The sequence below is a fragment of the Lacticaseibacillus zeae DSM 20178 = KCTC 3804 genome, from assembly GCF_000260435.1.
In the GTDB taxonomy this organism is placed as follows: domain Bacteria; phylum Bacillota; class Bacilli; order Lactobacillales; family Lactobacillaceae; genus Lacticaseibacillus; species Lacticaseibacillus zeae.
In genome coordinates this window covers 1-22,602 of the sequence record NZ_BACQ01000056.1, presented here as the reverse complement: position 1 = coordinate 22,602, position 22,602 = coordinate 1, and the positions used below count along the sequence as shown (strand labels likewise).

Annotated in this window: 28 protein-coding genes; 22 read left to right on the top strand and 6 right to left on the bottom strand. The window is 44.1% G+C overall.

Features of this window, described 5'->3' with window-relative positions; all coding sequences use genetic code 11:
• A partial coding sequence (locus GSO_RS11675; protein WP_010492396.1) for an SDR family oxidoreductase occupies positions 1-376 on the bottom strand: 376 nt, incomplete at its 3' end.
• Positions 377-590: 214 nt separating this feature from the next.
• Between GSO_RS11675 and GSO_RS11670 the strand changes: the two genes are divergently transcribed.
• Complete coding sequence (locus GSO_RS11670) at positions 591-1,544, top strand: aldo/keto reductase (protein WP_010492394.1); 954 nt, start codon at positions 591-593, stop codon at positions 1,542-1,544.
• A 191-nt stretch (positions 1,545-1,735) separates the two neighbouring features.
• On the opposite strand, the gene GSO_RS17875 is transcribed toward GSO_RS11670, so the two are convergent.
• Positions 1,736-1,912, bottom strand: a complete 177-nt coding sequence (locus tag GSO_RS17875) for a hypothetical protein (RefSeq protein WP_010492391.1) — start codon at positions 1,910-1,912, stop codon at positions 1,736-1,738.
• A 299-nt stretch (positions 1,913-2,211) separates the two neighbouring features.
• Here GSO_RS17875 and GSO_RS11660 point away from each other — a divergent pair, with 299 nt between their 5' ends.
• The 4 genes from GSO_RS11660 (at position 2,212) to GSO_RS11645 (ending at position 5,790) form a co-directional block, all read left to right on the top strand.
• Positions 2,212-2,550, top strand: coding sequence for a bacteriocin immunity family protein (locus GSO_RS11660; protein ID WP_010492390.1), 339 nt, complete (start codon positions 2,212-2,214; stop codon positions 2,548-2,550).
• 286 nt (positions 2,551-2,836) lie between these two features.
• Positions 2,837-4,168, top strand: coding sequence for an MFS transporter (locus GSO_RS11655; RefSeq protein ID WP_420896617.1), 1,332 nt, complete (start codon positions 2,837-2,839; stop codon positions 4,166-4,168).
• A 55-nt stretch (positions 4,169-4,223) separates the two neighbouring features.
• On the top strand, positions 4,224-4,667 hold the full coding sequence (locus tag GSO_RS11650; protein ID WP_010492387.1) for an RrF2 family transcriptional regulator: 444 nt from the start codon (positions 4,224-4,226) through the stop codon (positions 4,665-4,667).
• A 292-nt stretch (positions 4,668-4,959) separates the two neighbouring features.
• Positions 4,960-5,790, top strand: coding sequence for an alpha/beta hydrolase (locus GSO_RS11645; RefSeq protein WP_010492384.1), 831 nt, complete (start codon positions 4,960-4,962; stop codon positions 5,788-5,790).
• A 727-nt stretch (positions 5,791-6,517) separates the two neighbouring features.
• Here the strand turns inward: GSO_RS11645 and GSO_RS11640 are convergent.
• Entirely contained in the window at positions 6,518-7,273 is a 756-nt protein-coding gene (locus tag GSO_RS11640) for a LytR/AlgR family response regulator transcription factor (protein ID WP_010492382.1), read from the bottom strand.
• Positions 7,274-8,045: 772 nt separating this feature from the next.
• Here GSO_RS11640 and GSO_RS11635 point away from each other — a divergent pair.
• From GSO_RS11635 to GSO_RS11595, 7 genes are all read left to right on the top strand, one after another.
• Positions 8,046-8,228 (top strand): class IIb bacteriocin, lactobin A/cerein 7B family, encoded by a 183-nt coding sequence (locus GSO_RS11635; RefSeq protein ID WP_010492380.1) that lies wholly within the window; start codon positions 8,046-8,048, stop codon positions 8,226-8,228.
• Between the two features lie 14 nt (positions 8,229-8,242).
• Complete coding sequence (locus GSO_RS17870) at positions 8,243-8,404, top strand: hypothetical protein (protein WP_155807536.1); 162 nt, start codon at positions 8,243-8,245, stop codon at positions 8,402-8,404.
• A gap of 355 nt (positions 8,405-8,759) precedes the next feature.
• Positions 8,760-8,945, top strand: a complete 186-nt coding sequence (locus tag GSO_RS18600; protein WP_010492377.1) for a ComC/BlpC family leader-containing pheromone/bacteriocin — start codon at positions 8,760-8,762, stop codon at positions 8,943-8,945.
• Positions 8,946-9,017: 72 nt separating this feature from the next.
• The gene (locus tag GSO_RS11615; protein WP_010492375.1) at positions 9,018-9,413 is read left to right on the top strand and encodes a hypothetical protein; all 396 of its coding nucleotides are present in this window, start codon (positions 9,018-9,020) and stop codon (positions 9,411-9,413) included.
• A 16-nt stretch (positions 9,414-9,429) separates the two neighbouring features.
• A complete protein-coding gene (locus GSO_RS11610; RefSeq protein ID WP_029345596.1) occupies positions 9,430-10,113 on the top strand; it encodes a CPBP family intramembrane glutamic endopeptidase in 684 nt (227 codons plus the stop codon).
• Between the two features lie 345 nt (positions 10,114-10,458).
• A complete protein-coding gene (locus GSO_RS11600; protein WP_010492370.1) occupies positions 10,459-10,656 on the top strand; it encodes a ComC/BlpC family leader-containing pheromone/bacteriocin in 198 nt (65 codons plus the stop codon).
• A gap of 27 nt (positions 10,657-10,683) precedes the next feature.
• Positions 10,684-10,842 (top strand): hypothetical protein, encoded by a 159-nt coding sequence (locus GSO_RS11595; protein ID WP_010492366.1) that lies wholly within the window; start codon positions 10,684-10,686, stop codon positions 10,840-10,842.
• A 262-nt stretch (positions 10,843-11,104) separates the two neighbouring features.
• On the opposite strand, the gene GSO_RS11590 is transcribed toward GSO_RS11595, so the two are convergent.
• The gene (locus tag GSO_RS11590; protein ID WP_010492364.1) at positions 11,105-11,446 is read right to left on the bottom strand and encodes a transposase; all 342 of its coding nucleotides are present in this window, start codon (positions 11,444-11,446) and stop codon (positions 11,105-11,107) included.
• 443 nt (positions 11,447-11,889) lie between these two features.
• Here GSO_RS11590 and GSO_RS11580 point away from each other — a divergent pair, with 443 nt between their 5' ends.
• The 6 genes from GSO_RS11580 (at position 11,890) to GSO_RS11550 (ending at position 14,491) form a co-directional block, all read left to right on the top strand.
• Positions 11,890-12,114, top strand: coding sequence for a Blp family class II bacteriocin (locus GSO_RS11580; RefSeq protein ID WP_010492360.1), 225 nt, complete (start codon positions 11,890-11,892; stop codon positions 12,112-12,114).
• Between the two features lie 17 nt (positions 12,115-12,131).
• On the top strand, positions 12,132-12,341 hold the full coding sequence (locus GSO_RS11575; RefSeq protein WP_010492359.1) for a Blp family class II bacteriocin: 210 nt from the start codon (positions 12,132-12,134) through the stop codon (positions 12,339-12,341).
• Between the two features lie 125 nt (positions 12,342-12,466).
• On the top strand, positions 12,467-12,868 hold the full coding sequence (locus tag GSO_RS18595) for a transposase (RefSeq protein WP_010492357.1): 402 nt from the start codon (positions 12,467-12,469) through the stop codon (positions 12,866-12,868).
• A 479-nt stretch (positions 12,869-13,347) separates the two neighbouring features.
• On the top strand, positions 13,348-13,545 hold the full coding sequence (locus GSO_RS11565; protein WP_010492355.1) for a hypothetical protein: 198 nt from the start codon (positions 13,348-13,350) through the stop codon (positions 13,543-13,545).
• A gap of 27 nt (positions 13,546-13,572) precedes the next feature.
• Complete coding sequence (locus tag GSO_RS11560; protein ID WP_010492208.1) at positions 13,573-13,731, top strand: hypothetical protein; 159 nt, start codon at positions 13,573-13,575, stop codon at positions 13,729-13,731.
• A 475-nt stretch (positions 13,732-14,206) separates the two neighbouring features.
• The gene (locus tag GSO_RS11550) at positions 14,207-14,491 is read left to right on the top strand and encodes a hypothetical protein (protein ID WP_010492350.1); all 285 of its coding nucleotides are present in this window, start codon (positions 14,207-14,209) and stop codon (positions 14,489-14,491) included.
• Between the two features lie 181 nt (positions 14,492-14,672).
• Here GSO_RS11550 and GSO_RS11545 read toward each other — a convergent pair whose 3' ends face one another.
• Positions 14,673-15,479: a response regulator transcription factor gene (locus GSO_RS11545; protein ID WP_010492348.1), complete on the bottom strand. Its 807-nt coding sequence runs from the start codon at positions 15,477-15,479 to the stop codon at positions 14,673-14,675.
• 1 nt (position 15,480) lies between these two features.
• Entirely contained in the window at positions 15,481-16,782 is a 1,302-nt protein-coding gene (locus GSO_RS11540) for a GHKL domain-containing protein (RefSeq protein WP_010492346.1), read from the bottom strand.
• 166 nt (positions 16,783-16,948) lie between these two features.
• Between GSO_RS11540 and GSO_RS18590 the strand changes: the two genes are divergently transcribed.
• The 4 genes from GSO_RS18590 (at position 16,949) to GSO_RS11520 (ending at position 22,462) form a co-directional block, all read left to right on the top strand.
• Positions 16,949-17,095 (top strand): bacteriocin-like peptide, LSEI_2386 family, encoded by a 147-nt coding sequence (locus GSO_RS18590; RefSeq protein WP_369440770.1) that lies wholly within the window; start codon positions 16,949-16,951, stop codon positions 17,093-17,095.
• A 314-nt stretch (positions 17,096-17,409) separates the two neighbouring features.
• Positions 17,410-19,602: a peptide cleavage/export ABC transporter gene (locus tag GSO_RS11530; RefSeq protein WP_010492344.1), complete on the top strand. Its 2,193-nt coding sequence runs from the start codon at positions 17,410-17,412 to the stop codon at positions 19,600-19,602.
• Positions 19,603-19,613: 11 nt separating this feature from the next.
• Positions 19,614-20,993: a bacteriocin secretion accessory protein gene (locus GSO_RS11525; RefSeq protein WP_010492342.1), complete on the top strand. Its 1,380-nt coding sequence runs from the start codon at positions 19,614-19,616 to the stop codon at positions 20,991-20,993.
• Between the two features lie 113 nt (positions 20,994-21,106).
• Positions 21,107-22,462, top strand: a complete 1,356-nt coding sequence (locus tag GSO_RS11520) for a threonine/serine exporter family protein (protein ID WP_010492339.1) — start codon at positions 21,107-21,109, stop codon at positions 22,460-22,462.
• The last annotated feature ends 140 nt before the right edge of the window (positions 22,463-22,602 follow it).

Genomic DNA, 22,602 nt, shown 5'->3' with positions numbered 1-22,602 from the left:
TCATATGTGGCAAGACGGCGGCGATTCCGTAAAGGACGCCTTTGATATTGACGTCGATCATCCGCTCCCATTCGTTGACCTTCAACTCAGAAAGTTCCGACAGCGGCATGAGGCCGGCGTTGTTATACAGCACATCAACGTGGCCGAAGGTGTTGATGGCCAAATCAACTAAGGCTTTAACTTGTTGCTGATCGGTGACATCGGTTGCTTGATAACGAACCTGATCGCCAAAAGGCTTAGCTAATTCGGCGAGCCGCTCCGTGCGCCGTGCCCCAATCACCAATTTGGCACCGGCTTGCGCCAATACTTGGGTGGTCGCGGCACCAATACCGCTAGATGCACCGGTAATAACAACGACTTTATCTTTAACAGTCATGAAATTAACCTCCTAATAAGGAACTTTTGCTGATAAAAAATAAGTGGCTATACGTTTAAATTACCGCGCGAAAAAGATGATGACAAGTCGTTATATTGAAATTCTAATAATGGCTTGACCTCAAGTGGACTTTAGGGGCTAAACTAGAGACGGTTACGGTTGTGATGGATGATATCACAATGGTTAAGTTTGCATTGAAAGGGGTTTTCAAGACATGAAACAAGTGCGATTAGGCGGTTCTAACTGGCAGGCTTCAAGCGTGGCACTGGGCATCATGCGCATGAATGTACTTTCGCCAGAAAAAGCTGCGATCGTTTTAGACAGTGCGTACAATGACGGCATCAACTTTATTGATTCCGCGGATATTTATGGTCAAGGCAAGTCGGAAGAAGTTTTCGGTGAAGCCTTGAAGCAATCCGGCGTTAACCGCGATCAACTCTATATTCAGTCGAAGATCGGTATCGTGGTTGACCCAGACCGTTCACATGGCAGTCTTGTCTTTGGCCGACGCTATGACTTTTCAAAGGAACACTTGCTGGGCGCAGTTGATAAGATCTTAGAGCGCCTGCAAATCGACTATCTCGATTCAGTGTTGTTGCACCGGCCGGATCCGTTAATGGAAGTGGACGATGTTGCGGCAGCATTTGACGAGTTGCAGCAAAGCGGCAAAGTTCGTCATTTCGGCGTTTCAAACTTTAATCCCGAGCAAATTGCCTTGCTCCAAAGCGGCATTCACCAGCATCTATTAATCGATCAAGTGCAATTCTCGGTCGCCCATACTGGTATGGTCAATGCAGGCATGCACACAAACATGGAAGACGACCGGTCCATCGACCATGATGGCAGTCTGTTGCCTTATCTCCAGCGTAAACAGATGACCTTGCAAGCATGGTCACCGTTCCAATACGGAATGTTTGAGGGCACCTTCATCGACAGTCCGAAGTTCAAGGATCTGAACGATGAACTGCAAAAAGTCGCTGACCACTACCACACCAATAAAAATGCCATCGCCGTTGCCTGGCTCTTGCGCCATCCGGTTGGTGTCCAGGTTATCCTCGGTTCCATGAATCCTGAGCACATTAAGGAAAGTGCAGCCGGCGCGGACATCACGCTGACGCGGCAGGAGTGGTACAACATTTACTTTGCGGCAGGCAATGATTTGCCGTAGACATCAGCCAGCGTGTTAAGGCACGCAACGGAAGTATTTTAATTTTATGTGGCTCGTTAAAAAGTCCGACAAAATTTGACGAAGTGTCAAAATCTTGTCGGACTTTTTGGTTCGTTGGAATCTCTTAGCAAAGAGGACGTTTGCAGCCGTGCATCAATTCTTAAACGTTAAGTAACTGTGTGCTGATTTTTTCATTCTTCATCGATTGATGAGGCAAAATACGAAATCAGGGTCGATAACAATAGCATCGGGACGATAATATCAGATGAAGGCAGCCATTTAAAGGCGGCAGCAACGATATACAGCACCAGGGCAATGGCGCTGATCCATGTAATCACTCTTAGTACCATATCTGCGGTTATGATCATTTTAAAGTTCCTCCAGACTTCTTTACACACAGTATACGATGACAGCATGATTTCGGTAATCAAAAAATTTTAACGTAGGTAATTTGGCAATTTTCGTCGTCTGAGGTCTTTAAAATGGTAAATAACGACGAAAAAAGGAGGTTTTGCCGCGTTTAAAAAGTTAATACTCGCCCCTGCTTATGGGGGAAGTTTGTACTTGCAATCATTAAGCTCTCGGCGCATCCTATGAGTACTTGAAAAGCATACAAGATTTCAGAAAAGTGAAACTACGCAAGCCAATTTTCGTAAGGAAGTGCAAGATGCCAGACAAACGTGAAACCTTATTAGACTTGTTAAGCAAGGCTTATTCGAGTCCAACGATCAAAGCACAGGCAGATTTACAGGCGCTAATCAAAATCAATGCCAAGAAACTTGATGAAGGCGATGATGACAAAGCTTATGTGACTGCGGTGACCCAGTTGTCCCACGATATTTCAAAGTATTATCTCATTCATCATACGATGCCAAAAGGGCTGGTGGACATTTTCAACTTCATTAAGAAAGATGTCGCCATAAGCGAGGTTGATGCCGCCCGTTATCGAAAACAGGCGCTGGCAGCGGGATTAGGTGCCATGCCGATTGTTTGGGGTGGCCATTAATACTGGTGTGAGCTCCAGGGTAAGCTGACTGGAGAATCATCGAAAATGACAATCTTACCTAAATAAATCATTGCTACAACTGGCCGTGGAGCAGTCCGCGGCTATTTTCATACAAAAAAATTTGCAATATTAGTATACACGGAATATACTAATTGAACCAAGGAAGGGAGAATTGCATATGACTAAAACAGAAGACAAAGAAGTTGCGGCTGCAGATAGGCTGGTAGCTGATGAATCACTTGAAGATACGGACTTGACAGAATCCAAGCCGATCAAAACTAACGCCATGTCGATCACACAGCGTATCATTTTAGGACTGGCACTGATCGGTGCTTTTCTTGGGGTGCTTGATACCTCGATTGTTTATACAGGAACGGTTAAGATGGCGGCGCAGTTACAGTTGAATGCCAATGCCTTGTCATGGGTGCAGGTTGCATATGCCTTGACTTATGCAGGTTTCATGCTTGTAGGCGGGAAATTAGGCGATATTTATGGACGTAAGCCGCTTTTTATTGCAAGCTTAATCATTTTTGGCATCGGTAGTCTTGTTGTCGGAGCGGCAACCAATGCGCCGATTATGATCGGTTTTCGCGCGATTCAGGGGATTGGTGCCGCAATACTTGCTCCGAATTGTCTCGCGCTCTTGACCGATACCTTTCAAGGAAAAGCCCGCCAGCGGGCAATTGGCTATTATGCGTCTGTTATTGGCGCTGGCGCAGCAGTCGGTTTGGTGATCGGTGGTTTTTTTGCCACTTTTGCGTCATGGCGGGTCGGTTTTTACATTAATGGACCGATTGCGTTGCTGATGGTGATTGTTGCAGCGCGGTATTTACCTAGTGCTAAGCGCCAAACCGGGAAGATTGACTGGATTGGCACGATTTTGTCGGTTTTGGCGATGACCTCGATTTCATATGGCCTTGATGGCAGTCCTTGGCCAGTAGTGACATTGTTGATTTCATTGGTGTTATGGGGCGCATTTATTATCAGTCAAGGACGCGTTGCTCATCCGACAATGCCATTGGAGATTTTTGCGGATAAGGAACGGATGGCATCTTACGTCAGCTCACTATTATTTAGTGCCGCGGCGATCGGCTTTTGGTTCTATACGCCGCAGTTTATGCAAAAAGCGCTTGGACTGACACCGTTCATGACAGCACTTGGTATGGTGCCAATGGCAATCTTACTGTTCATTGTGGCAGTTCGAGCCCGAACATTCGTCGATCGCTGGCATAATTCGAGTGTCATGCTTTTCGGATTCGTGGTTGTTTCACTTTCTCTGGCAGAACTCGTAGTTGTCTCACGCTTTACCAATTATTGGTTACTGTTGCTCGGAACACTGGGATTTGCTGTTGGATTTGCGCTGGCTTTCGCGACATTAGCCACCTCAGGCTTAGCTAGAATTCGGCCGCAGATATCAGGTGCCGCATCAGGCGTCTACAACACAGCGCGTCAATTCGGCGGTGCTTTGGGATTGGCTGTTTTTGCGGCAACGACCGGAAGTCTGACGAATATCGCCGATGTCTTTGGTCAGGCCATGTTAATCGGCGTCGGGATGACCCTTGTCGGCATTGTCCTCGTGCTGACTTTGATCATTCCCGCAGAAAAGCGCAGCGCTTGATCAGATAATTGGTATAATGGAATATACTTAATCGATTAATTGGAGGGTATATTCGATGGCCTTTTCCGTTGCATTTTCGCAAGCGCTCGACATTGCTGCTTATGTCGATGCGAAGTCACAAGATCAACGTGACGAATATTTGTCGATCCAAAAGATTTCCGAAATGTTGAATATCCCGGTGCCCAGCATTAAGAAAATATCGGCAACACTTAAAAAGAATGGCATCTTGAGCTCCAAAACCGGTCTCAATGGTGGACTACGATTAGCCAAACCTGCTGACGCGATTACCATCTACGACATCTTGATCGCCATTGAAGGCACAACCCCACTATTTAAAATTCATCAAGCAGTGGATCCAAGTGCTTTTGTCAATGGAACAAGGGTCGAGCACTGGCTTGATGCTAGCTCACAGGTATTGAACCAAGCCGAAGAAGCGATGCTGAAGGTGTTGAAAAATACCAGCCTCGCTGATCTGGCTAAGGATCAAGAGCGACCTTAGTTGAAACAGTTCATTATAAGGAGCTGCTTTGTTCAAGTCTGACGCATAAGCGTTGGACTTGAACAAAGTGGCTTTTTCGATCTTATGGCAAATTTAGGAATTGAGGAGGGTGAATCTGCTTTTCAGTGAAGGCCGTTTAGAGGGGATCTGCTGAACCGCTTAGAAATCGGGTTTCAGGAAAGATAGTGCCTTATCAGCGAACGAGGCAAAACAGTTAGAAGAAAAAACTTGGCATGTTACAATGGTAGTCCAAGTAGTTAACCCCATTGCCTAAAAGACAAGGAGTACCACCATGAGATTTTTCGCTAAAATAGCACTGGTTCTTTTCATGATGACGGCTGGTTGGTTTGGACTTCAAATAAATCGCCAATCTTCAGTCGCGCAAGGTCAAACAGGTAAGACCAATCAAGTGCCGACTTTATTTGTCCATGGTTTTGGCGGCAGCTATGCCTCGGAAAAAGGGATGATTGACGGGCTTAGTCAGTACGCCGGCTATCAGGAAGTGCTTTATTATCTGATTAAGAGAGATGGCCGGCTGGCGGTCAAGGGAAAATGGCGGCCAAACGTGAAGCATCCGTTAATTGCGGTTGTTTTTGAGAGTGGCAATCCGGAAGATGCCTTTGCACTAGGCAAAATTCTCAAACAACTGAAGTCTCGTTATGGTGTCAGGCAGTTTAACGCGGTTGGCCATTCTGCCGGTTCATTGGCATGGACATACTGGGCAACGCAAGCGAATAAGACGGGTATGCCGAAATTGAAAAGATTCGCGGCCGTTGGTGGCCCGTTTAATGCCATTCCGGGAATGGGAGCCAATAGTGGTAAGACAGTCACCAAAAATTCGAAGGGGCAGCTTCAAAAGATGTCGAAGCAGTACGCCGATTTTTACCGCAACCGCCAGTTTTTCCCAGAAACAGCCAAGGTGCTCAATCTCTTTGGCAATCTTGGGGACGGCTCCGATGGCCGAGTACCAATTGGCTCGGCCAAGTCACTAAGATACCTTGTGGCTGATCAGGTCAGAGAATACACGGAACATGAAATCCGACATCGGGCGCAGCATAGTCAGTTGCATCAGCGGAATAAAGTTGTGAATGAGCATCTCTACAAATTTTTGAGTCAGAAATAAGGTTAAGCCGTCAACACAACATGTTCCTTCGAGCTTTACCTGAGATTTGAAACGAGTGGTCTTTATTAGATGATCCACGGGAAAAATGTTTCTTATTAGGAAAGATTTGCAAGAATCAAAGCTTATTTTGGCCTCGATTTGACGTTAATTGGTTAAAATCATACGTTTAAATCTTTCTGATTCATCGCTCTGTTTTCACGGTATTATGAAGACACAGAAAGGTGGTGAACGTATAGCTCAGTGAATTAAACGATGGATATTCGTCATTTAAAGAAGCCGTCAATGAGTTATACAAAATGAGATGATCCCCCAAAAATATCGGGTACTCTTGCCTTTGAATTTACTTTTATTGATCGGATTTGTCTCCCTCGCTAAGCTGAGCGGTGTTAATCAGATTCTATCAACAAAAAGCTTTTTATTGATCAGTGGGATGCTGCTGGTTATTTGTGCCGAGATGATCACTTATCGGCGACTAAGGAAAATAGAGGACTAATACTAGCCTGTTAGTTTTAGGATGGTATCGGGCCAATCAGTGGCGTACCACAGTCGAAGAAATTCATTGACTGTGGTACTTTTCGCGTCTTGTTGCTGCAATTAGTTGTTTCATGCGAGTGAATTAATGTGCTTAGACTGTCGTTGTTTTACAAACAGACAATCGCGAAAAAGTCTAAAAATGCGATAATACTGACGAAGTAACATCTATCGATTAGCCAGAAGATGCCATAGATTACCGCAAAATCTGGCGCAGTGTCACCATTTTGCGGAAACTAACTTCAAGTCTCTCATGATTATCCATGTAGGCAAATCGCTCTGAAGTATTTAGACTGACGACGTGTAAAGGGTTGAGGAGAATACTTTTGTGACAACGAAACAAAGTAGGATATTTCAGTGTTAAATCTTTAAGGCTGCCCGAGAAGTGGATTGTTTCACTCTCTAAGTGAAGTTCTAATGCTCGAGTCTTTCCTGAGATCGTTTGTATATAGATGATTTCATTCAGCGAGAACGAAATTATTTTTGAGCCTTTCCTATAGCTAAATAATCTTGGAGATATTAGCTTTCGCGCTCTAAGACGTTGAAGAGAGTAGGCAATGTCATCTTGAACGAGAGAGTCTACGGCTGCCGAACTGTCTTTTGTGATCAGATCCAATGGGGCAATCTTGTGAGACAGAATCGTTAATGCTTTCTCAATGTGACCAGTAATGAAGATGATATCTGCGTATAATGATCTTTTCCTAATCGCAAGTGCGACATCAACACCATCTTTGGATGAATTTGTAAAGCCAAAGCCGAGAAAGAAAATGCTATCGTTCACAGTTTGCTGATCAATATTTGAAATTAACGCGTCTGGTGATGTGGTTGCAGTCTCAATTTTTGCAGGCCATTCCTCAAATGAAATATGACGTCTTACCGTATTACAGAGAAAAGCGAGATAATCCGGGTCATCCTCGAGAATGTAAACATGAAGTAGGTTTTGATTCGACATATGTGATCCTCCCGCGGCCACTGTGGCTGGTAGCTTATTTCATTCCTTCTCATAAGTAAACCGACAAAATGTACTGCTGAATTATTTATCAACACCGACTGCAGTTCAAATATAAAAACAGCATCTTAAAACCTTTAAAGTGGCTTTTCTAACGTTGCTGTTCACAAATATAATTATAATGCATGGCTTTAATCTGCCAGTCGCTCCTCAACGGGTATAATAGCACACCAAGGAAGAATGAACATGCCTGTATAGTGAATCTAACCACAAGACAATGTTAATTAAATATATGGGATTATTTATTAAAGTGTATAGATACGCGCAGTCGACGTAACACATAACTGTCAAAGAAAGCCCATCCCCAATAAGGATTGGAATGATTAGGGATCGGTTTAGAACTAATGAGGGAGACTGACCGGGCAGGAATTTCGATTAGTATGGCAACTTTTGGACGATTGAAGCAAACAGCCAAACATAGATTTTATTCGCTCTAGGCTTTTACGGCAGCTATGTCTTGTGAAGATGGACTAGGTTTGAAAATTTCAGGCAACTAGCATGGTCATAAAGTAAACGCAGTGAAAACTGATTTTTTCGTCGCTTTTTTGCACTTTTTAAAAAGAAAGTAACGAAAAAACGGCAATTTTGAACGTTTAAAATTTAAAAACCTAAAAATACTCTTCAGCATGTATATTGTGTGTAAGGTAGCTAGCACCTATTGGTTTGATTTTAAAAGACGTTGTTGTAGTGGATGAATTTAAACTTGGAGGTTTTTATGGATATAAAGGATTTATCATTAAATCGGTTTAATGATCTTTCAAAAGATGAGCTGGCAAATGTTGGGGGTGGCCTGTTTCCAATTGTTATTGCGGGGGTTGCTATTACTAAAGGAATGGCATGGGGTGCCGGTGCCCTTGCAGCAGGAATCGGAACAGGGTACCTAATTAATAAACATTAGGAGGCAGAATTTTAATGAAAAGCAGTAATTTAAACACTTTAGGTGTCAGTGATAAATTTCAAGACCTCACAGACAAAGACATGAAAACTGTCGTTGGAGGGATTGGACCAGCCTTAGCTGTTGCACTTTTTGCGCTGGGATACACCATAGGCAAGGACATTGCTAACCGTAAATAACGGAGAATGCCCATGAAGATAAGAATAGTCAGCATCATTCTAGGGTGGGCCGTTTTTTTATCCGCGACTATCTGGTTAATACTAAGTGATTTAAAAGTATTGCCGCGAATTTCATTGATCGATCGTTACTATTGGCTCTTACTCGTTCTGTTCATCCTTATAGCTGGGACGAATCTGATTAATAGATTGAAGAGATAAGTCGTATGCGAATGATGGTCGACCGATGACATTCAACGATGAAGATAAAAGTGGATAGAAAGTGACAATTGGGATGGCTAAGAGACACTAACTAAGGTCATTACGTTAAAATGCCCTTTAGTCTTCAACATCTCCAATTTTGAGGAAGGTGATTTAAATGACTAAACTGAACAGTGAACAATTTCATGCGCTAACACAGCATACACTCGAGAAAGTTGTGGGTGGCAATGCGTTCACGAAATTTGACGATCTACTCTGGAATAAGGCCTTGATAGAACCAGTCCGTTTGCCAGGGAAAAGATACGGGTTGCCAATTGTTCATCCAATTTTGCAGGAGAGTTAGCATCCGAATTGCCAAGCTCAGTCACGGACCGGTAATATTTTGCTGAAGGAATGCTAGATTGGGGAATTTTTTATGGAAATCTTGAACGGATATTTAAAGAACTGGCGTGGCATGTGGTCGTTTGCGAACTTACGATTATCGATCGGCAAGCGTGCCTTTCTACAGGTCACTGTGACAGAATTTTTGTTTTATTTTGTCTGTGCGCTAGTTGCCAATACCATTGGCGTACTATACGCTCCGTTATCGCTCCTGATCGGACTGTCGCTTTTTGCATTCGCACTGTTCTCGATGCGAAGATTCATTTCTGTGGGGATTCCGCGAATACTAGCGGTTCCGATGTTTATTGTGCCGTTTTATCTTTTTAAATACCTAGGAACTTTTGGTTTGATTGCTGGATTCATCCTACTTGGACTTCATTTTTATATCACAGTATTTTTAAAACCGAGAAAAAGTGAAATACAAAGATGAAAAATGAAGAGCTAATTTGAAAGCATTTAGTTACAAAAGCGTTCGCAATGCCGGCTGCCGACATGTGAGCGCCTTTTTTATGGAAGGGGAAGTGTCGTTGAACCCAAGGATAGATTCTCATGGCGGAGTATGCAATTTAAAATTTCCAATATGGTTTGGGCTAGTTTTGCCGCAAGTAGCGCTATGGTTCATTGGATTTATTCGTCCGAATAATCAGACTTTTTTGGTTATTTGGTATGTGCTCACTTTCTTTTATATGTTCGTTTCATATAAGTATCTCGCTGCAGCGTCTTATTTAAGCCCTTCTCCCTCGAAAATATTCGTCGGTTTGCTTGGCGGTGTATTCGTCTTAATCCTAGAGGTGGTCTTTTCTGAACTGTTTCCAAATATCCAAGGTTCGCAATTGAGCCCCAACATGGTACCGTTTATTCCGCTATACGCATGTGTTTGTGGACCGGTTTGGGAAGAAGTTTTGTTTAGAGGCATTTTGAACAAAAGAATTTTTAACGGATCAAGTTTAGGACTCATCATTTCGTCACTTGGCTTTTCCCTGCTACACGGATATCTTTCCTCACTCATCATTCTGTATTTTTTAATGGCGTTAATTTTCACTTTCTGTAATCGCGGTGAGGCAGATGTCAGCGCATCGATTGTTGCCCACATAGTTGTCAACACAGTCGTATTTTTCCTTAACATTTAAATTTCTTTGTCCCAGCGCACATTATATCAACAAGACATTTACAAAAGCGGCAATTAAGTCCAGCAACCCGTAAAGGACTTGCTGAAATTAATTGCCGCTATTTCAAATGCTCCAGGGACGATTGAAGCTAATGAGCTCAAAAATAAACGTCGCAAAATCGGCTTTTTTCGTTGGATTTTGGCCTTTTTCGGTAAAAGCATTGCGAAAAACTCGAAATTACCGACGTTTAAATTTAATTGGCCACGGGCACTCGAACCTATCGCATATTGTGTTTAGGGAGCTAGCACCCGAAAAGTTTAAAAATATATCGGCTGTAGATCAGTCGAAGAAGATGGAGGAAGCGCTATGAACCAATTTGTGACGCTGGATGACCGCCATTTGGAACAGATCAGTGGCGGCAGCACAGATAATTTGTGGACCTACATTGGTATGGGAATCGGTGCGATTGCACGAAGCTTTGCTCAAGGCGGTTTTGTCTCACCCGCAATGAGCCTTAGCATTGATGTTCTCAACGAAATCAAACGTAAAAAGAATTTGCCATAGGTCCAGTCAAAAGAAAGGATGAGCATCATGACCAACTTGAAAGATTTGGAACTTTGCCAGATTACCGGTGGCTTCTTACCGTTCGCGATTCCGGTAACAACCATTTTGGGCTTTTTGGCAGCAGATGCGTGGAATCACGCTGACCAGCTGATTGACGGTGCTAAAAAGAGCTGGGAGAGACCGTAACAAGTTCGTGATAGACGTTATTTTATAGACGGTGGTATAAACCGTTTAGAAAACAATGATTCTGGCACAGCAGAAGCAGGAGCTGTAGATTTCTTTCCGGTGATCTCTTCGTCTATCTTTGCTTTTTGGCACTGTCGCAGGAGTGATTATTGACGGAATCGAAAGTGAATTCACCCTGAATTATTCGCAGAATTAAAATTTCCCACATAAAGTTGAAAAAGCGCAACCATCTCGCGCAACTCATCGAGATTTTCCGGTGTGATCATGGCAAAAAACGAGAAATTGATGGTTGCGAGACAAGGCTTTGTTCACCCAGGATCGCTGTCAGTGCCGGATCACGTTGAAAATCATTGGCATGAACATTGTGATGATAACCGGCCATGCTAAGCAAGATTTTTTGAAAACAAATATCGGCGTAACTGGCAGTGAAGCACTTGCGTTGATCGACAAAATGAACCGTTTGGCGCAATAGTTGGTCGAGATGAAGTCGATGGCAAAAATCGATCAGCAGGGACAAGCCGCCATCATTGGTGAGTTGACCGCCATCACAAGTGAGTTGAATATTAGGATTGCATTGAAGTTGTACAGCAGATAGAGTATACATTGTTTTAGGTCTCCCGTTTGTTTATTTCTAGTCGAATCTACAATACCACGAGACCACACTCAGTGGGTGAAAAACACAGACGGCGCAACTTCATGACTGGCATGAAGTTGCGCCGTCTGTTTGTAGTTGTATGAATTATTCAGGTTAACTATTGCTTTTGTAAAGTGTGTGCATGCAGAGTAACACGCATGCAACAGACAGGGTGAGACCAATTCCACCGATGCTAACAGTGTTGTTAGCATCGAAATTGATGGCTGCAATTAGACCGGAAAATATAAGCAAAAAGTTGATATAAATGCCAGCATGCTTTTTGTCCTTATACGTTTTGACTGAATATGTCATTGCAAGGATGAACCCTGCCAAGGAAATCGCAATAGTTACATAATTCATTATAGTTCTCATTCAGTTTTCCTCTCGTTCTACTCTCACTAGGAGGTGTGATTTTGATTATTATAGCAAATAAATTCCCTACAATCATGGATTCCGAACTTACTGACGTTGTAGGTGGACGTAATACATGGCAGCAGAATGTTTCTGGTGTTGCAGGCGCTGCTGCTGGTGGTGCCGCGTTAGGTGCCGTCGTAGGTGGCCCTGCTGGCGCTTTCCTAGGTGCTCATTACGGTCCCATCCTATGGACGGCTGTAACTGGATTTACTGGCGGATTTTAAATCAGGAGGTTTTATTTATGAACACTGTTTCCAATCGTTTTAACACTGTTACGGAAGACGAATTGAGCGTTGTGTCTGGTGGCAACGCTTGGGGTAATGCAGTAAACGGAGCTCTAAATGGAGCAGCGACCGGAGCTAGGTTCGGTAAGAATCTCGGTCCTTGGGGAATGATCGGTGGAATGGCGCTTGGCGCCGGTATTGGCGGTTACTTCGGTTACAATGGATGACAAGTTAGAGATTAAAGAAGCTTCTCCCAACCGGGAAGCTTCTTTTTATATTCAAAGCTTCATCCGATCATTTCAATGGCACCAGAACACCAGAGCAGACGTGGGATTTCAATAAAGACGCGGGCATGTTCGTTTGTCCCGCCGGTTTTATGGCGACACGGGTTGGACGAACAGGGAAGAAAAACCAAGGCGCTAATCAGGTACGGACCTACTTTTTCGATGTGAACAACTGTCAAGTATGTCCGCAACGCCAAGGCTGTTATAAGCCCGGCACAAAAACAAAAACTTACAGTGTTTCGATTAAATCCCAAGAGAATCAAGAGCGGCTGGTCTTCCACGCAACTCAAGTCTTTCAAGAGACCGCCAAGTTGCGGTATCGAATTGAAGCAAAGAATGCCAAACTCAAAACCAAACATGGCTATCGGCAAAGCTGGTCGAATAACATCGAAGCCATGACGCTCCAAGGGGCCATAACGCTCTTTTATGCCAATATGGAGCGAATCATAAAACTAATGGAAAAAAAGTAAGGGGTAAAAGTCCCCTTAAATGACAAAAATCCGGAAAGATCTGACACAGAATCAGATTTTTCCGGATTCTTTTATAACACCTAGCTGAAGAAAGACTACTTTTCCAGCAACCTCGTTTTTTTCATCAATTTTTGAAGTGCCATGACGCGGCACACATGATATCAACAACATATTTACGAAAGCAGCAATTAATTTCAGTAACGGGTAAAGGGACTTGCTGAAATTAATTGCTGCTTTTTTAAGTTCTCCGGGAACGACTGAAGCTAATGGGTTCAAAAATTAACGTAGCAAAATCGGCTTTTTTCGTTGAATTTTGTCGTCTTTGGTTAAAACCACTACGAAAAGTTCAAAAATACCGACGTTTAAAATTAATTGATCAGATGAACTCAAACCTATCGTATATTGTGTTTAGGGAAGCCAGCACCCGAAAAGTTTAAATATATCGGCTGTGAACAAGTCGAAGAAATGGAGGAAACGCCATGCAACAATTCGTGACGTTGGATGATAGCCGCTTGGAACGGATCAGTGGTGGCGGCACTGATAATTTTTGGACTTACATTGGCATGGGACTTGGCGCGATCGCTCGAAGCTGGGCTCAAGGTGGTTTTGTGGCACCTGCAATGAGCCTTAGCATCGATGTTCTCAACGAGCTCAAACGAAAAGAAAACCTGCCATAGGATGAGTCAAAAGAAAGGATGATCGTCATGACCAACTTAAAAGATTCTGAACTTTGCCAGATTACAGGTGGCTTTTTACCGTTCGCGATTCCGGTGGCAACGATTCTAGGCATTCTAGCAACAGATGCATTTAATCATGCTGACCAGCTGATTGATGGGTTTAAACAAGGCTGGCAAAGGCCGTAACAAGTTCGTGATAAATGTGCTCTTCAGAGAGACGGGATGATAACCGTTTAGGAAAATGTGGCTCTGGCACTGCAGAAGCAAGAGCTGTTAGGATTTCCTTTCCGGTCAATATCTCGGACTCTCTTTGGGTTTGTGCGCACTGTTGCACGAGCAGTTATTGGCGAAAATCGAAGGTGAATTCACTTACATGAAAGAAATGACCGCATTTGATCATAAACGACTTAGACAGCCGCTTTCTATGTGGATAGTTCAGGTTTGTTTGTTCACACTACTATGGATCATGTCTGACGATGCGAGTTGGCGGGTGCATGCGATTATCCTCATTGCAATTCTATCCAATTCGTACGATTTTTTGAGAAAAATGTTCACAATTGTAAAAGCGTATGATCGTCAACGAAACAACGAGGAATGACCAAATTTAAAAGTGTGTTTATAAAGGCAGAAGAATCACGCAACCGCGGGTGGGAGCAGAAAAATGCCATCTAAAGATGAGATAATTGTTGCAATGGAGAAGCTATCCATTAAGTTGAGTATTTGTCATAAAAACTCTGAAACAGCACTGTTTGTTAGCCGAGAATTAGAAGTGTTGAAAACATGCGATGGTCTTGCATTCCACAACAAGCTTCAATATTTCTTTAACACAGCACCGGTTATCAAATTGTCTGACGGTATTTCTTTCAGTGAGGCAGAAAAAACACTTTGGGATGCTGTCTTTGAGTACAAACAATTAGGCAACTATAATTGGATCGCAAGTGAATGAACGACTGTCGTATTCCTTTATATGCTTTTTCAGCTGTTCTTTGAATCAGCGACCAATAGCCCGAGAATCAGCGAAAAGTCAGCTCAAATTAACAAGCTTTCTAAAGGCCCAGAAATTCCTTCGAAAACGGAAGAATTTCTGGGCCTTTTTTGTACTTGCCGCGGGGGTGACGGGCGTTTTTTTAAGCGTCATCCGCCAGATTGTTATCTTCAGCATGTGAACGATTAGCCGCTGCCATGAGTCTGCGTAAAGCCGAAACTTTACGAATACTGACGTCAAGCTTATCCTGATTGTCCATGTAAACGAACCGACCAGAAGCGTTCAATTTATGAACGTGAAGGGGGTTAAGTAGGAAACTTCGATGGCATCGAAATAAGGTTGGATATCGACTTGCAACTTCTTTTAAGTTCCCTGGGAAAGTGGTTGTTTCATGTTTAGCGTGCAATTCGAGCGTGCTAGGTGTGCCAAGCACGGTTTGAATATACAGCACGTCGTCTAGCGGAAGTGAAAAGAGATTGGCTCCAATCTGGTAGCTGAATAGCCGTGGGGATTCGAGTTGACGTGACCGTAATCGCTTTATCCCTTGAACAAGATTGGTACGCAGCCGCGTTTCAACTTCTGCAGGCACGCTTTTATCCACTAAGTCTAAAGGCAGAATCTTTTGGGACAGAATGGCCAGTGCTTGTTCGGTGTGGCTGGTAATGAACATGATGTCTGCATATAGGGAATGTTTCCGGACAATGTTGGCAATATCAATGCCATTGATAGAGGATCCGGGAATATCAATGTCCAGCAGAAAGAAGCTGTCATTAATTTGCTGCAGATCAATGGCGTTTAGCAGCTCTGTAGCAGATTGGGTGGCAATTTTAATTTCCGCATGCAATTCTTCAATCATAATGTAGTTTCTGAGCGTTTTTTCGATGAACCTAAGGAAGGCAGCATCGTCTTCCAAAATGAAGATTTTCAAGGTTGTACGATTAGTGATCATATTAGGAATCTCCTATGAATAAAGTGATTTTCAGCTGTTGGTTAATAACCGATTTTCTGATAAGGATATTTTTGTTTTGTTGCATGAGTTCATTGATGATGGACAAGCCATTGCCATGTCCGTCGCCCTTAGTCGTAAAGTCTTTCTTTTCAAGATCTGTCAGATTGAAGTCAGAACCGACATCGTTCATGACGCTGACTTCTAGGCCTTGCTTTAAGGCAATTAACGTGACGTCGAAGCGATGATGTTTAATTCTGACCGTTTCCTCTAGAGCATTGTCGATCAAAATGCCAAGCGCTCTGATAATGGCAAAACCAAGGGCACTTTCTAGAGGGTGAATGACTCCCTCAGTTTGGACATTCATGATGACATTGTGGTTCATTGACTCAGCCCATTTTAAATAAAGCAAGCTTTTTAAAGGATCACTTTTAATTGATGTGAAGGAACTTTTGCCTAATTCTGCTTGATTTAGCGATGCTTGTGCCCGCGAAAGGATGGCTTGGGTATCCGGTGAAATGGCCGCAGATGATTGCTGCAGAGACAGTTGAAGCGATGCTAATAGATTTTTGTAGTCGTGTAGAAGTTTGTTCGTGTTTTTTTGTTGTTGGCTCAGGGTGGTGTAATACGCCCGCTGAGAGGCCTCGGCCCGCTTGATCCAGGTGAGTTCGACGTAGTAGCTAAACGACTTCAGAATCAAGAAAAGTGAATATAGGTTGATGATCACTGATAGCGTAAAGATTCCAAGAATAAGTAGATCTAGCATGATGCCTATATTAACTAAATTAGATATTGCCTCAAAGCAGTATAACGAAACGCAGGTGGCACCTGTGTAGAGAATAACTGATTTCTGGAGATGGTTTTGCTCTCTAATAAGCGTTCGCAACTGTTCAAGCTGCTTTTGCTTTTTTAATAGTAGCCAGATCACAATCGCTGCTAAAGCTGTAGTGAGGATAAGTGTAATAACCACACTAATTAAAGCCAGGTTTTGCGTACCTGCCGCCGCGAAAATTCTTATGACACAGGTTTGAATCGTGATGATGATGAGATTAACTTCCATAAAGATAAAGACCCAGAATTTGTCAGAACTTTGGTTCGTTTTGGATATATACCATGCATAAATTAAGCAAAAGCTGATTTCTCCATAAGTTAAGAAAAACAACGAAAGCGTCGTTCCGGCGATTGACCATAAGGCAACGTGAAGCGGACGGATACGGGAAAAGAAGATATACGAAAGAAACCCAATGCCAAAAACAAAGGTTGGCCAATTTATAAAAAAGTATATATGACTGGGAAGACTGACCATATTGAAAACACCCATTTTCTTGAGAACAAGCCAAGTTATCTTTGCATTCGTGTCATAACACGACGTTAATTGGCCAAAATACGACGTTAATTTTTTGTTTAACAACAGCAGTGTGATACATGCTAGGCTGATGGTATGAAAATAATATGTCTAGGAGGAACTTAACATGACCGACCGAAAGAGTAGTCAGAAAGAGACAATCATGTCGGATTGCAGCCTTTCGCAAGTGCACGGAGGCACCAATCGTGTCTCGAGTCAGGCATTTGAGGATTTAAAAAGTTGGATAGCTGGTCTTTTTCGAGGAAAACATTAAGGCGTGCAAGAAAGAGACCTATTTTGGGCCTGATATCTTCGTCAAGGATGCATGAATGAAGCAACGGATAAATCAGTTTTATTAAATAAAAAGTAAATTGTGATTTTTATTTAATATTAAATTCTCTATTTTAAGACGACATTGATTCTCAGCAGAGTCATATTACCATAGATTTGTTTTTATGGCAGTTAAGATGCTTAACCTTAACATCTATGATAAATGACTAAGCTCCGAGCAAACTCGTCACATCTGAACCCGCGAACTGTGGACGTTGCATGTTTTACAATCTGAAATCCAATAAGAGGAGGCCGTGGATGTTCAAATACAAATTCAAACTAGGCCAAGCAACATACTACAAACGTCATTACACGCCTCAGGTGGATGAGCGTGATTGCGGCGTTGCGGCGCTTAATATGTTGCTGAAGTTTCATGGGTCCGACTATTCACTCGCACATTTACGGCAACTGGCGAAGACCGATCAAGAAGGAACGACGGCGTTGGGCATTGTCCGCGCCGCCCAGGAACTTCATTTTGAAACCAAGGCAGTTAAGGCGGATATGACGTTGTTTGATTTGGATGATGCGCCATATCCGATCTTGGTGCATGTTTTGAAGCGCGGTGAGCTGTTGCATTATTATGTCGTGTTTAAGGCGACGAAGGATCATATCTTAATCGGTGATCCTGACCCTTCAGTCGCGATGACCTGGCTTTCAAAAGATGAGTTTGCCAAGGAGTGGTCGGGGGTCGCTATTTTCATTGCGCCTGAACCGCAATATCAACCGCACAAAGAGGACAAAGGCAGTTTGTTTGCCTTCGTGCCTTTGCTTGCGCGGCAAAAAGTGATCATTGCCAATATTATTGTTGCGGCTTTGTTGATCACGGTGATTAGTATTGCCGGGTCGTATTTTCTGCAATCGATCATTGATACCTACATTCCAAGTGCTATGCGGACAACCTTGGGCATGATTGCCATTGGGCTGATTCTTGCTTACATCCTTCAATCTGTTTTGACGTATGGTCAGAACTTTTTGATGGCGGTTTTAGGCCAGCGGTTGTCGATTGACGTTATTTTAGGTTACGTCCGGCATCTGTATGAATTACCTATGTCTTTTTTTGCAACGCGCCGGACAGGGGAGATTGTGTCGCGGTTTTCGGACGCCAATAAAATTATCGATGCCTTGGCGAATACGATCATGACCCTGTTTCTTGATGTTTGGATCGTGCTTATTTTAGGTATTGTTCTGGGCATTCAAAATACCACGTTGTTCCTGGTGTCCTTAATTGCGGTGCCTTGTTACTTGGTGATTGTTTTCGCGTTTCAACGTCCTTTCAATCGGCTGAATCAAGAGACAATGGAAAGTAATGCCATTTTGAGCTCATCGATTATTGAAGATCTGAACGGTATTGAGACCATTAAGTCGCTGACAGGCGAAAAAGTCAGTTATGAGCGGGTTGACCGTGAATTTGTCACGTATTTAAAGAAGTCATTCAATTACACGAAAGCCGACCAGCTTCAACAAGCTATCAAAGGGTTGCTGAAGCTTGTCTTGAATGTGGTGGTGTTGTGGATTGGGGCGAGTCTGGTGATGGCTAACAAGATGAGCTTGGGGCAGATGCTGACGTTCAATGCCTTGCTGTCATACTTCACCAATCCGTTAGAAAGTATCATCAACTTGCAACCAAAATTGCAAATGGCCAAGGTGGCGAATAATCGGCTGAATGAGGTTTACTTGGTTGAATCTGAGTTTAAGGAACAGCGTCATCTGACCGATCGCAGCCTGATTGATGGTGCCATCAACGTGCATGACGTTTCCTTTAAATATGGGTTTGGTCAGGATATTTTAAAGCATATCCATCTTGAGGTGCCCGCAAACGCCAAATACACGATTGTCGGTATGAGTGGGTCAGGTAAATCAACTTTGGCCAAATTATTGGTCGGCTTTTACCCCGTCGAAACAGGCAAGGGAAAAATCACCTTCAATGGCGCGCAGATCAATGATGTGACGCTCACGACGCTGCGGCAATATATCGAATATGTGCCGCAAGAACCGTTTATTTTTTCCGGATCGGTGATGGAAAACTTAACGTTAGGCAGTCGTGCCGATTTGACGCAGGCGCAACTTGAAGACGCATGTGCCGTTGCGGAGATTGCCACGGATATTATGAATCTGCCGCAAATGTGGCAGACCAAGCTCACAGAAAGCGGGAGCATTTTATCAGGTGGTCAGAAGCAACGCTTGGCGATTGCGCGGGCGTTGTTGTCGCCGGCCAAAGTGCTGATTTTTGATGAGTCGACTAGCAGTTTGGATACCATCACAGAGCGGCGGATTGTGGATCGGCTGTTGGCAATGAAGGATCGAACGATTATTTTTGTCGCCCACCGACTGACCATCGCGGCTAAAACCGAACAGATCGTGGTGATGGATCATGGAGAAATTGTTGAGCAGGGAAATCATGCCGAACTGCTGGCAAGGCAGGGATATTATGCGCGGTTGGTGAGTGAATAAGGAGGCTAGCGATGATTGATCTTAAGAAACTAGAGACCGCCGAGTTTTATAACCATCGTTACCATAATTTTTCAACCATGATTATCTTGCCGACAGCGATTCTGTTTATAGGCCTGTTGCTCTTTTTAATTTTTGCTAAACGCGAAGTGACCGTGACAACGGCGGCGGAAATTGTCCCAGTTAAAACTGCCGTGACCATTCAGGGGACAGCAGCGAATCGGATTGTGACGAATCATATGAAGGAAGGGAAGCGGGTCAAAAAAGGCGAGACGCTGCTGGTGTATCACGACGTGGCCAACCCTGCACAACTAAAGGTATTGACCCAGCAATTAGCCACTTTAAAAGATCAAAAAGGCCAATTGGACACGCTCAATCGGAGCATTGCCGCCAATAATGATCTTTTTACCAGTGCCGATAAGTTCGGCTATCAGCAACAAGTGCGCGATTACCTCAATCAGCGGCGAGTTTACGAACTGGAGTCGGAAGCCGTGAATGCGACCCAAAATGTGGCGAATGCCAAGAATAAAGAAATTGATCAATTGTTACGGACCAGTATGCAAGCCAGTGAGGATAAAATAGCAGCGATTCGCGAAGCTCAAAACGCCATCCGAACTGATCAGCCGCTAAAAGCCGACCATGCTTACGGTTATCTTTATGGGCAATATCAAGCCGAAGCCAAAAATACTGAGTCGGCAAATCTCGCCAATTTAAAAGGTCAATACCAGTCACAGCTGCAAAATCTGCTGACAAGTGAAAAAGAGGCGCTTGCTGCACTGAAAACCCAACGCGCCAACCAAAAGCAAGCCGATCTTTCTACGCAACAAACAGGGCAAAATGAGGCAAAGTTAGCTTCTTTGCAAAACAAAATGCAGCAAACCATCGCGGCAGAGCAGGTGAAGGTGAAACAGGCCATTCAGGAAGGCGAGGCAAAGCTGACGGTACTCAAAGATCAGCGCAATAACTATCAGGTCAAAGCGCCAGCCGACGGAATTTTGCATCTTGAAGCAACTTTAAGTGACAACAAGTACATTCCCACCGGCACTGTCTTAGCACAGATTTTGCCGGACCTGGCTAAGCAAAAAGAAGCTGATTTGAAGCTGGCAATTTCGCCGGCCGAGGTCATGAGCCTGAAACGTGGTCAAAACGTTCGCTTACGAATTGCTCGGAACGTTCCGACGCCTATGACGGTCACCGGCCGAATTTATGCAGTTGACGTTGCGCCGACCGTGAATCCCAAAACCGGCAACTACTTTAAAGCCCAGGCTAGGGTGCACTTGTCTAAAACACATCAACAGTCGCTCTATTATGGCATCGCTGGAGAGGCAACGGTCATTACCGGTACAAAAACGTATTGGCAGTATTTTGCGGATAAAATGTTTAATCGCCAGTGACAAGTGCGGCGATATTTTTAAAATAAGCCAGCAAAAGTTGTGCTAAAATAGTGAATGTTTCTTTTCATTTTTCAAAACGAATATTCCTATAAGAAGAAGGATTGGCACAAGTCATGACGTCAAAAAGTAATCAGGCGGCGCAGGGGAATCCACCGCTTTCAGAAAAACACCATATGCAGATTCCTTGGTATGACGTCATCGTTAGCGAAGAGCGTCAAGCGGATCATGCAACGCTTGAAGAACGGGCGTCGCTTGTTGGCCGGGTTGGCATTATGTTGCTGGCGTGCGGCACGGGGGCGTGGCGGGTTCGGGAAGCCATGAACACGGTGGCGCGAGCCTTGCGGATGTCGTGTTCGGCTGATATTGGCTTAATTTCATTATCGTATACCTGCTTCAGCAATAACCACGCTTATTCCGAAGTGTTGTCGTTGCCGCAAAGTGGTGTGAACACGGACAAGTTGGATGCGCTGGAACGATTTGTGCGCGAGTTTGATGCGCAGTATGCCAAAGAAACCGTCCGGGATATTCATCACCGGCTTGATCAGATTCAGAAAATGTCTGGCAACTATGATCCGCTTCGTGCAGGTCTTGCTGCGGCTTTGGCCTGCTGTGCCTTCGTTTTCCTGCTTGGTGGCGGTCCGATTGAGATGATTTGTTGTTTTGTCGGTGCGGGTATCGGTAACTGGCTGCGTGGGATTATGATTCGGCGCAATTGGACGTTGCTGGCGTGCATCGGGGTCAGTGTTGCGGTTGCCTGTCTGGTTTACTTTATGGTTTTCCGCGGCTTGGAAATGAGCTTGGGGATTGCTGCACGGCATGAGGCTGGCTATATCGGTGCCATGTTATTCGTCATTCCGGGCTTCCCGTTCATCACCAGTATGTTGGATATTTCCAAGCAGGATATGCGCTCAGGCATGGAGCGGCTGTTATATGCCTTGATGATCACGATTGTTGCTTCATTGGTTGGCTGGTTAGTGGCCATGGTGGTGCACTTGCGCCCAGAGAACTTTGCCGATTTAGGCCTTAATCCGGCACTTTTACTGGTTTTCCGACTCATGGCCAGTTTTTGTGGGGTTTTCGGTTTCTCCGTGATGTTCAACAGCCCGCGGCGCATGGCAGTTCAGGCTGGTTTGATCGGAGCCGTCGCCAACACGTTGCGACTTGAACTTGTTGACTTAAATACGATTCCGCCGGCTGCGGCAGCGTTTATCGGTGCCTTGGTGGCCGGTTTGATTGCTTCCGCGATCAATCGGGTTGATGGCTATCCGCGAATTTCGCTGACTGTGCCGTCAATTGTGATCATGGTTCCGGGTCTCTACATCTATCGGGCTGTGTATAATATCGGTCTTAACAACATTGGCGTTGGCGCAGAGTGGATGACCCGCGCGGCGCTCATTATCATGTTTTTGCCACTAGGCTTATTTACCGCGCGTCTGATTATGGATTCGCGGTGGCGGAAAAGCGATTGAGCCTCTAGTAATCCGAAGCACACAAACAACCCCACTTTGCCTGGCAAAGTGGGGTTGTTGCGTTGTTTGTTTGAATGATTTGATTTGTCAGCAACGAAACAAATCGTAATGTCGCAACAGCGCTGTTGCCAAAGAAAGCT

Coding starts and splice junctions, on each gene's coding strand:
- GSO_RS11670 (WP_010492394.1), top strand. CDS start 591: ATGAAACAAGTGCGATTAGGCGGTTCTAACTGGCAGGCTTCAAGCGTG.
- GSO_RS17875 (WP_010492391.1), bottom strand. CDS start 1,912: ATGATCATAACCGCAGATATGGTACTAAGAGTGATTACATGGATCAGC.
- GSO_RS11660 (WP_010492390.1), top strand. CDS start 2,212: ATGCCAGACAAACGTGAAACCTTATTAGACTTGTTAAGCAAGGCTTAT.
- GSO_RS11655 (WP_420896617.1), top strand. CDS start 2,837: ATGTCGATCACACAGCGTATCATTTTAGGACTGGCACTGATCGGTGCT.
- GSO_RS11650 (WP_010492387.1), top strand. CDS start 4,224: ATGGCCTTTTCCGTTGCATTTTCGCAAGCGCTCGACATTGCTGCTTAT.
- GSO_RS11645 (WP_010492384.1), top strand. CDS start 4,960: ATGAGATTTTTCGCTAAAATAGCACTGGTTCTTTTCATGATGACGGCT.
- GSO_RS11640 (WP_010492382.1), bottom strand. CDS start 7,273: ATGTCGAATCAAAACCTACTTCATGTTTACATTCTCGAGGATGACCCG.
- GSO_RS11635 (WP_010492380.1), top strand. CDS start 8,046: ATGGATATAAAGGATTTATCATTAAATCGGTTTAATGATCTTTCAAAA.
- GSO_RS17870 (WP_155807536.1), top strand. CDS start 8,243: ATGAAAAGCAGTAATTTAAACACTTTAGGTGTCAGTGATAAATTTCAA.
- GSO_RS18600 (WP_010492377.1), top strand. CDS start 8,760: ATGACTAAACTGAACAGTGAACAATTTCATGCGCTAACACAGCATACA.
- GSO_RS11615 (WP_010492375.1), top strand. CDS start 9,018: ATGGAAATCTTGAACGGATATTTAAAGAACTGGCGTGGCATGTGGTCG.
- GSO_RS11600 (WP_010492370.1), top strand. CDS start 10,459: ATGAACCAATTTGTGACGCTGGATGACCGCCATTTGGAACAGATCAGT.
- GSO_RS11595 (WP_010492366.1), top strand. CDS start 10,684: ATGACCAACTTGAAAGATTTGGAACTTTGCCAGATTACCGGTGGCTTC.
- GSO_RS11590 (WP_010492364.1), bottom strand. CDS start 11,446: ATGTATACTCTATCTGCTGTACAACTTCAATGCAATCCTAATATTCAA.
- GSO_RS11575 (WP_010492359.1), top strand. CDS start 12,132: ATGAACACTGTTTCCAATCGTTTTAACACTGTTACGGAAGACGAATTG.
- GSO_RS18595 (WP_010492357.1), top strand. CDS start 12,467: ATGTTCGTTTGTCCCGCCGGTTTTATGGCGACACGGGTTGGACGAACA.
- GSO_RS11565 (WP_010492355.1), top strand. CDS start 13,348: ATGCAACAATTCGTGACGTTGGATGATAGCCGCTTGGAACGGATCAGT.
- GSO_RS11560 (WP_010492208.1), top strand. CDS start 13,573: ATGACCAACTTAAAAGATTCTGAACTTTGCCAGATTACAGGTGGCTTT.
- GSO_RS11550 (WP_010492350.1), top strand. CDS start 14,207: ATGCCATCTAAAGATGAGATAATTGTTGCAATGGAGAAGCTATCCATT.
- GSO_RS11545 (WP_010492348.1), bottom strand. CDS start 15,479: ATGATCACTAATCGTACAACCTTGAAAATCTTCATTTTGGAAGACGAT.
- GSO_RS11540 (WP_010492346.1), bottom strand. CDS start 16,782: ATGGTCAGTCTTCCCAGTCATATATACTTTTTTATAAATTGGCCAACC.
- GSO_RS18590 (WP_369440770.1), top strand. CDS start 16,949: ATGACCGACCGAAAGAGTAGTCAGAAAGAGACAATCATGTCGGATTGC.
- GSO_RS11530 (WP_010492344.1), top strand. CDS start 17,410: ATGTTCAAATACAAATTCAAACTAGGCCAAGCAACATACTACAAACGT.
- GSO_RS11525 (WP_010492342.1), top strand. CDS start 19,614: ATGATTGATCTTAAGAAACTAGAGACCGCCGAGTTTTATAACCATCGT.
- GSO_RS11520 (WP_010492339.1), top strand. CDS start 21,107: ATGACGTCAAAAAGTAATCAGGCGGCGCAGGGGAATCCACCGCTTTCA.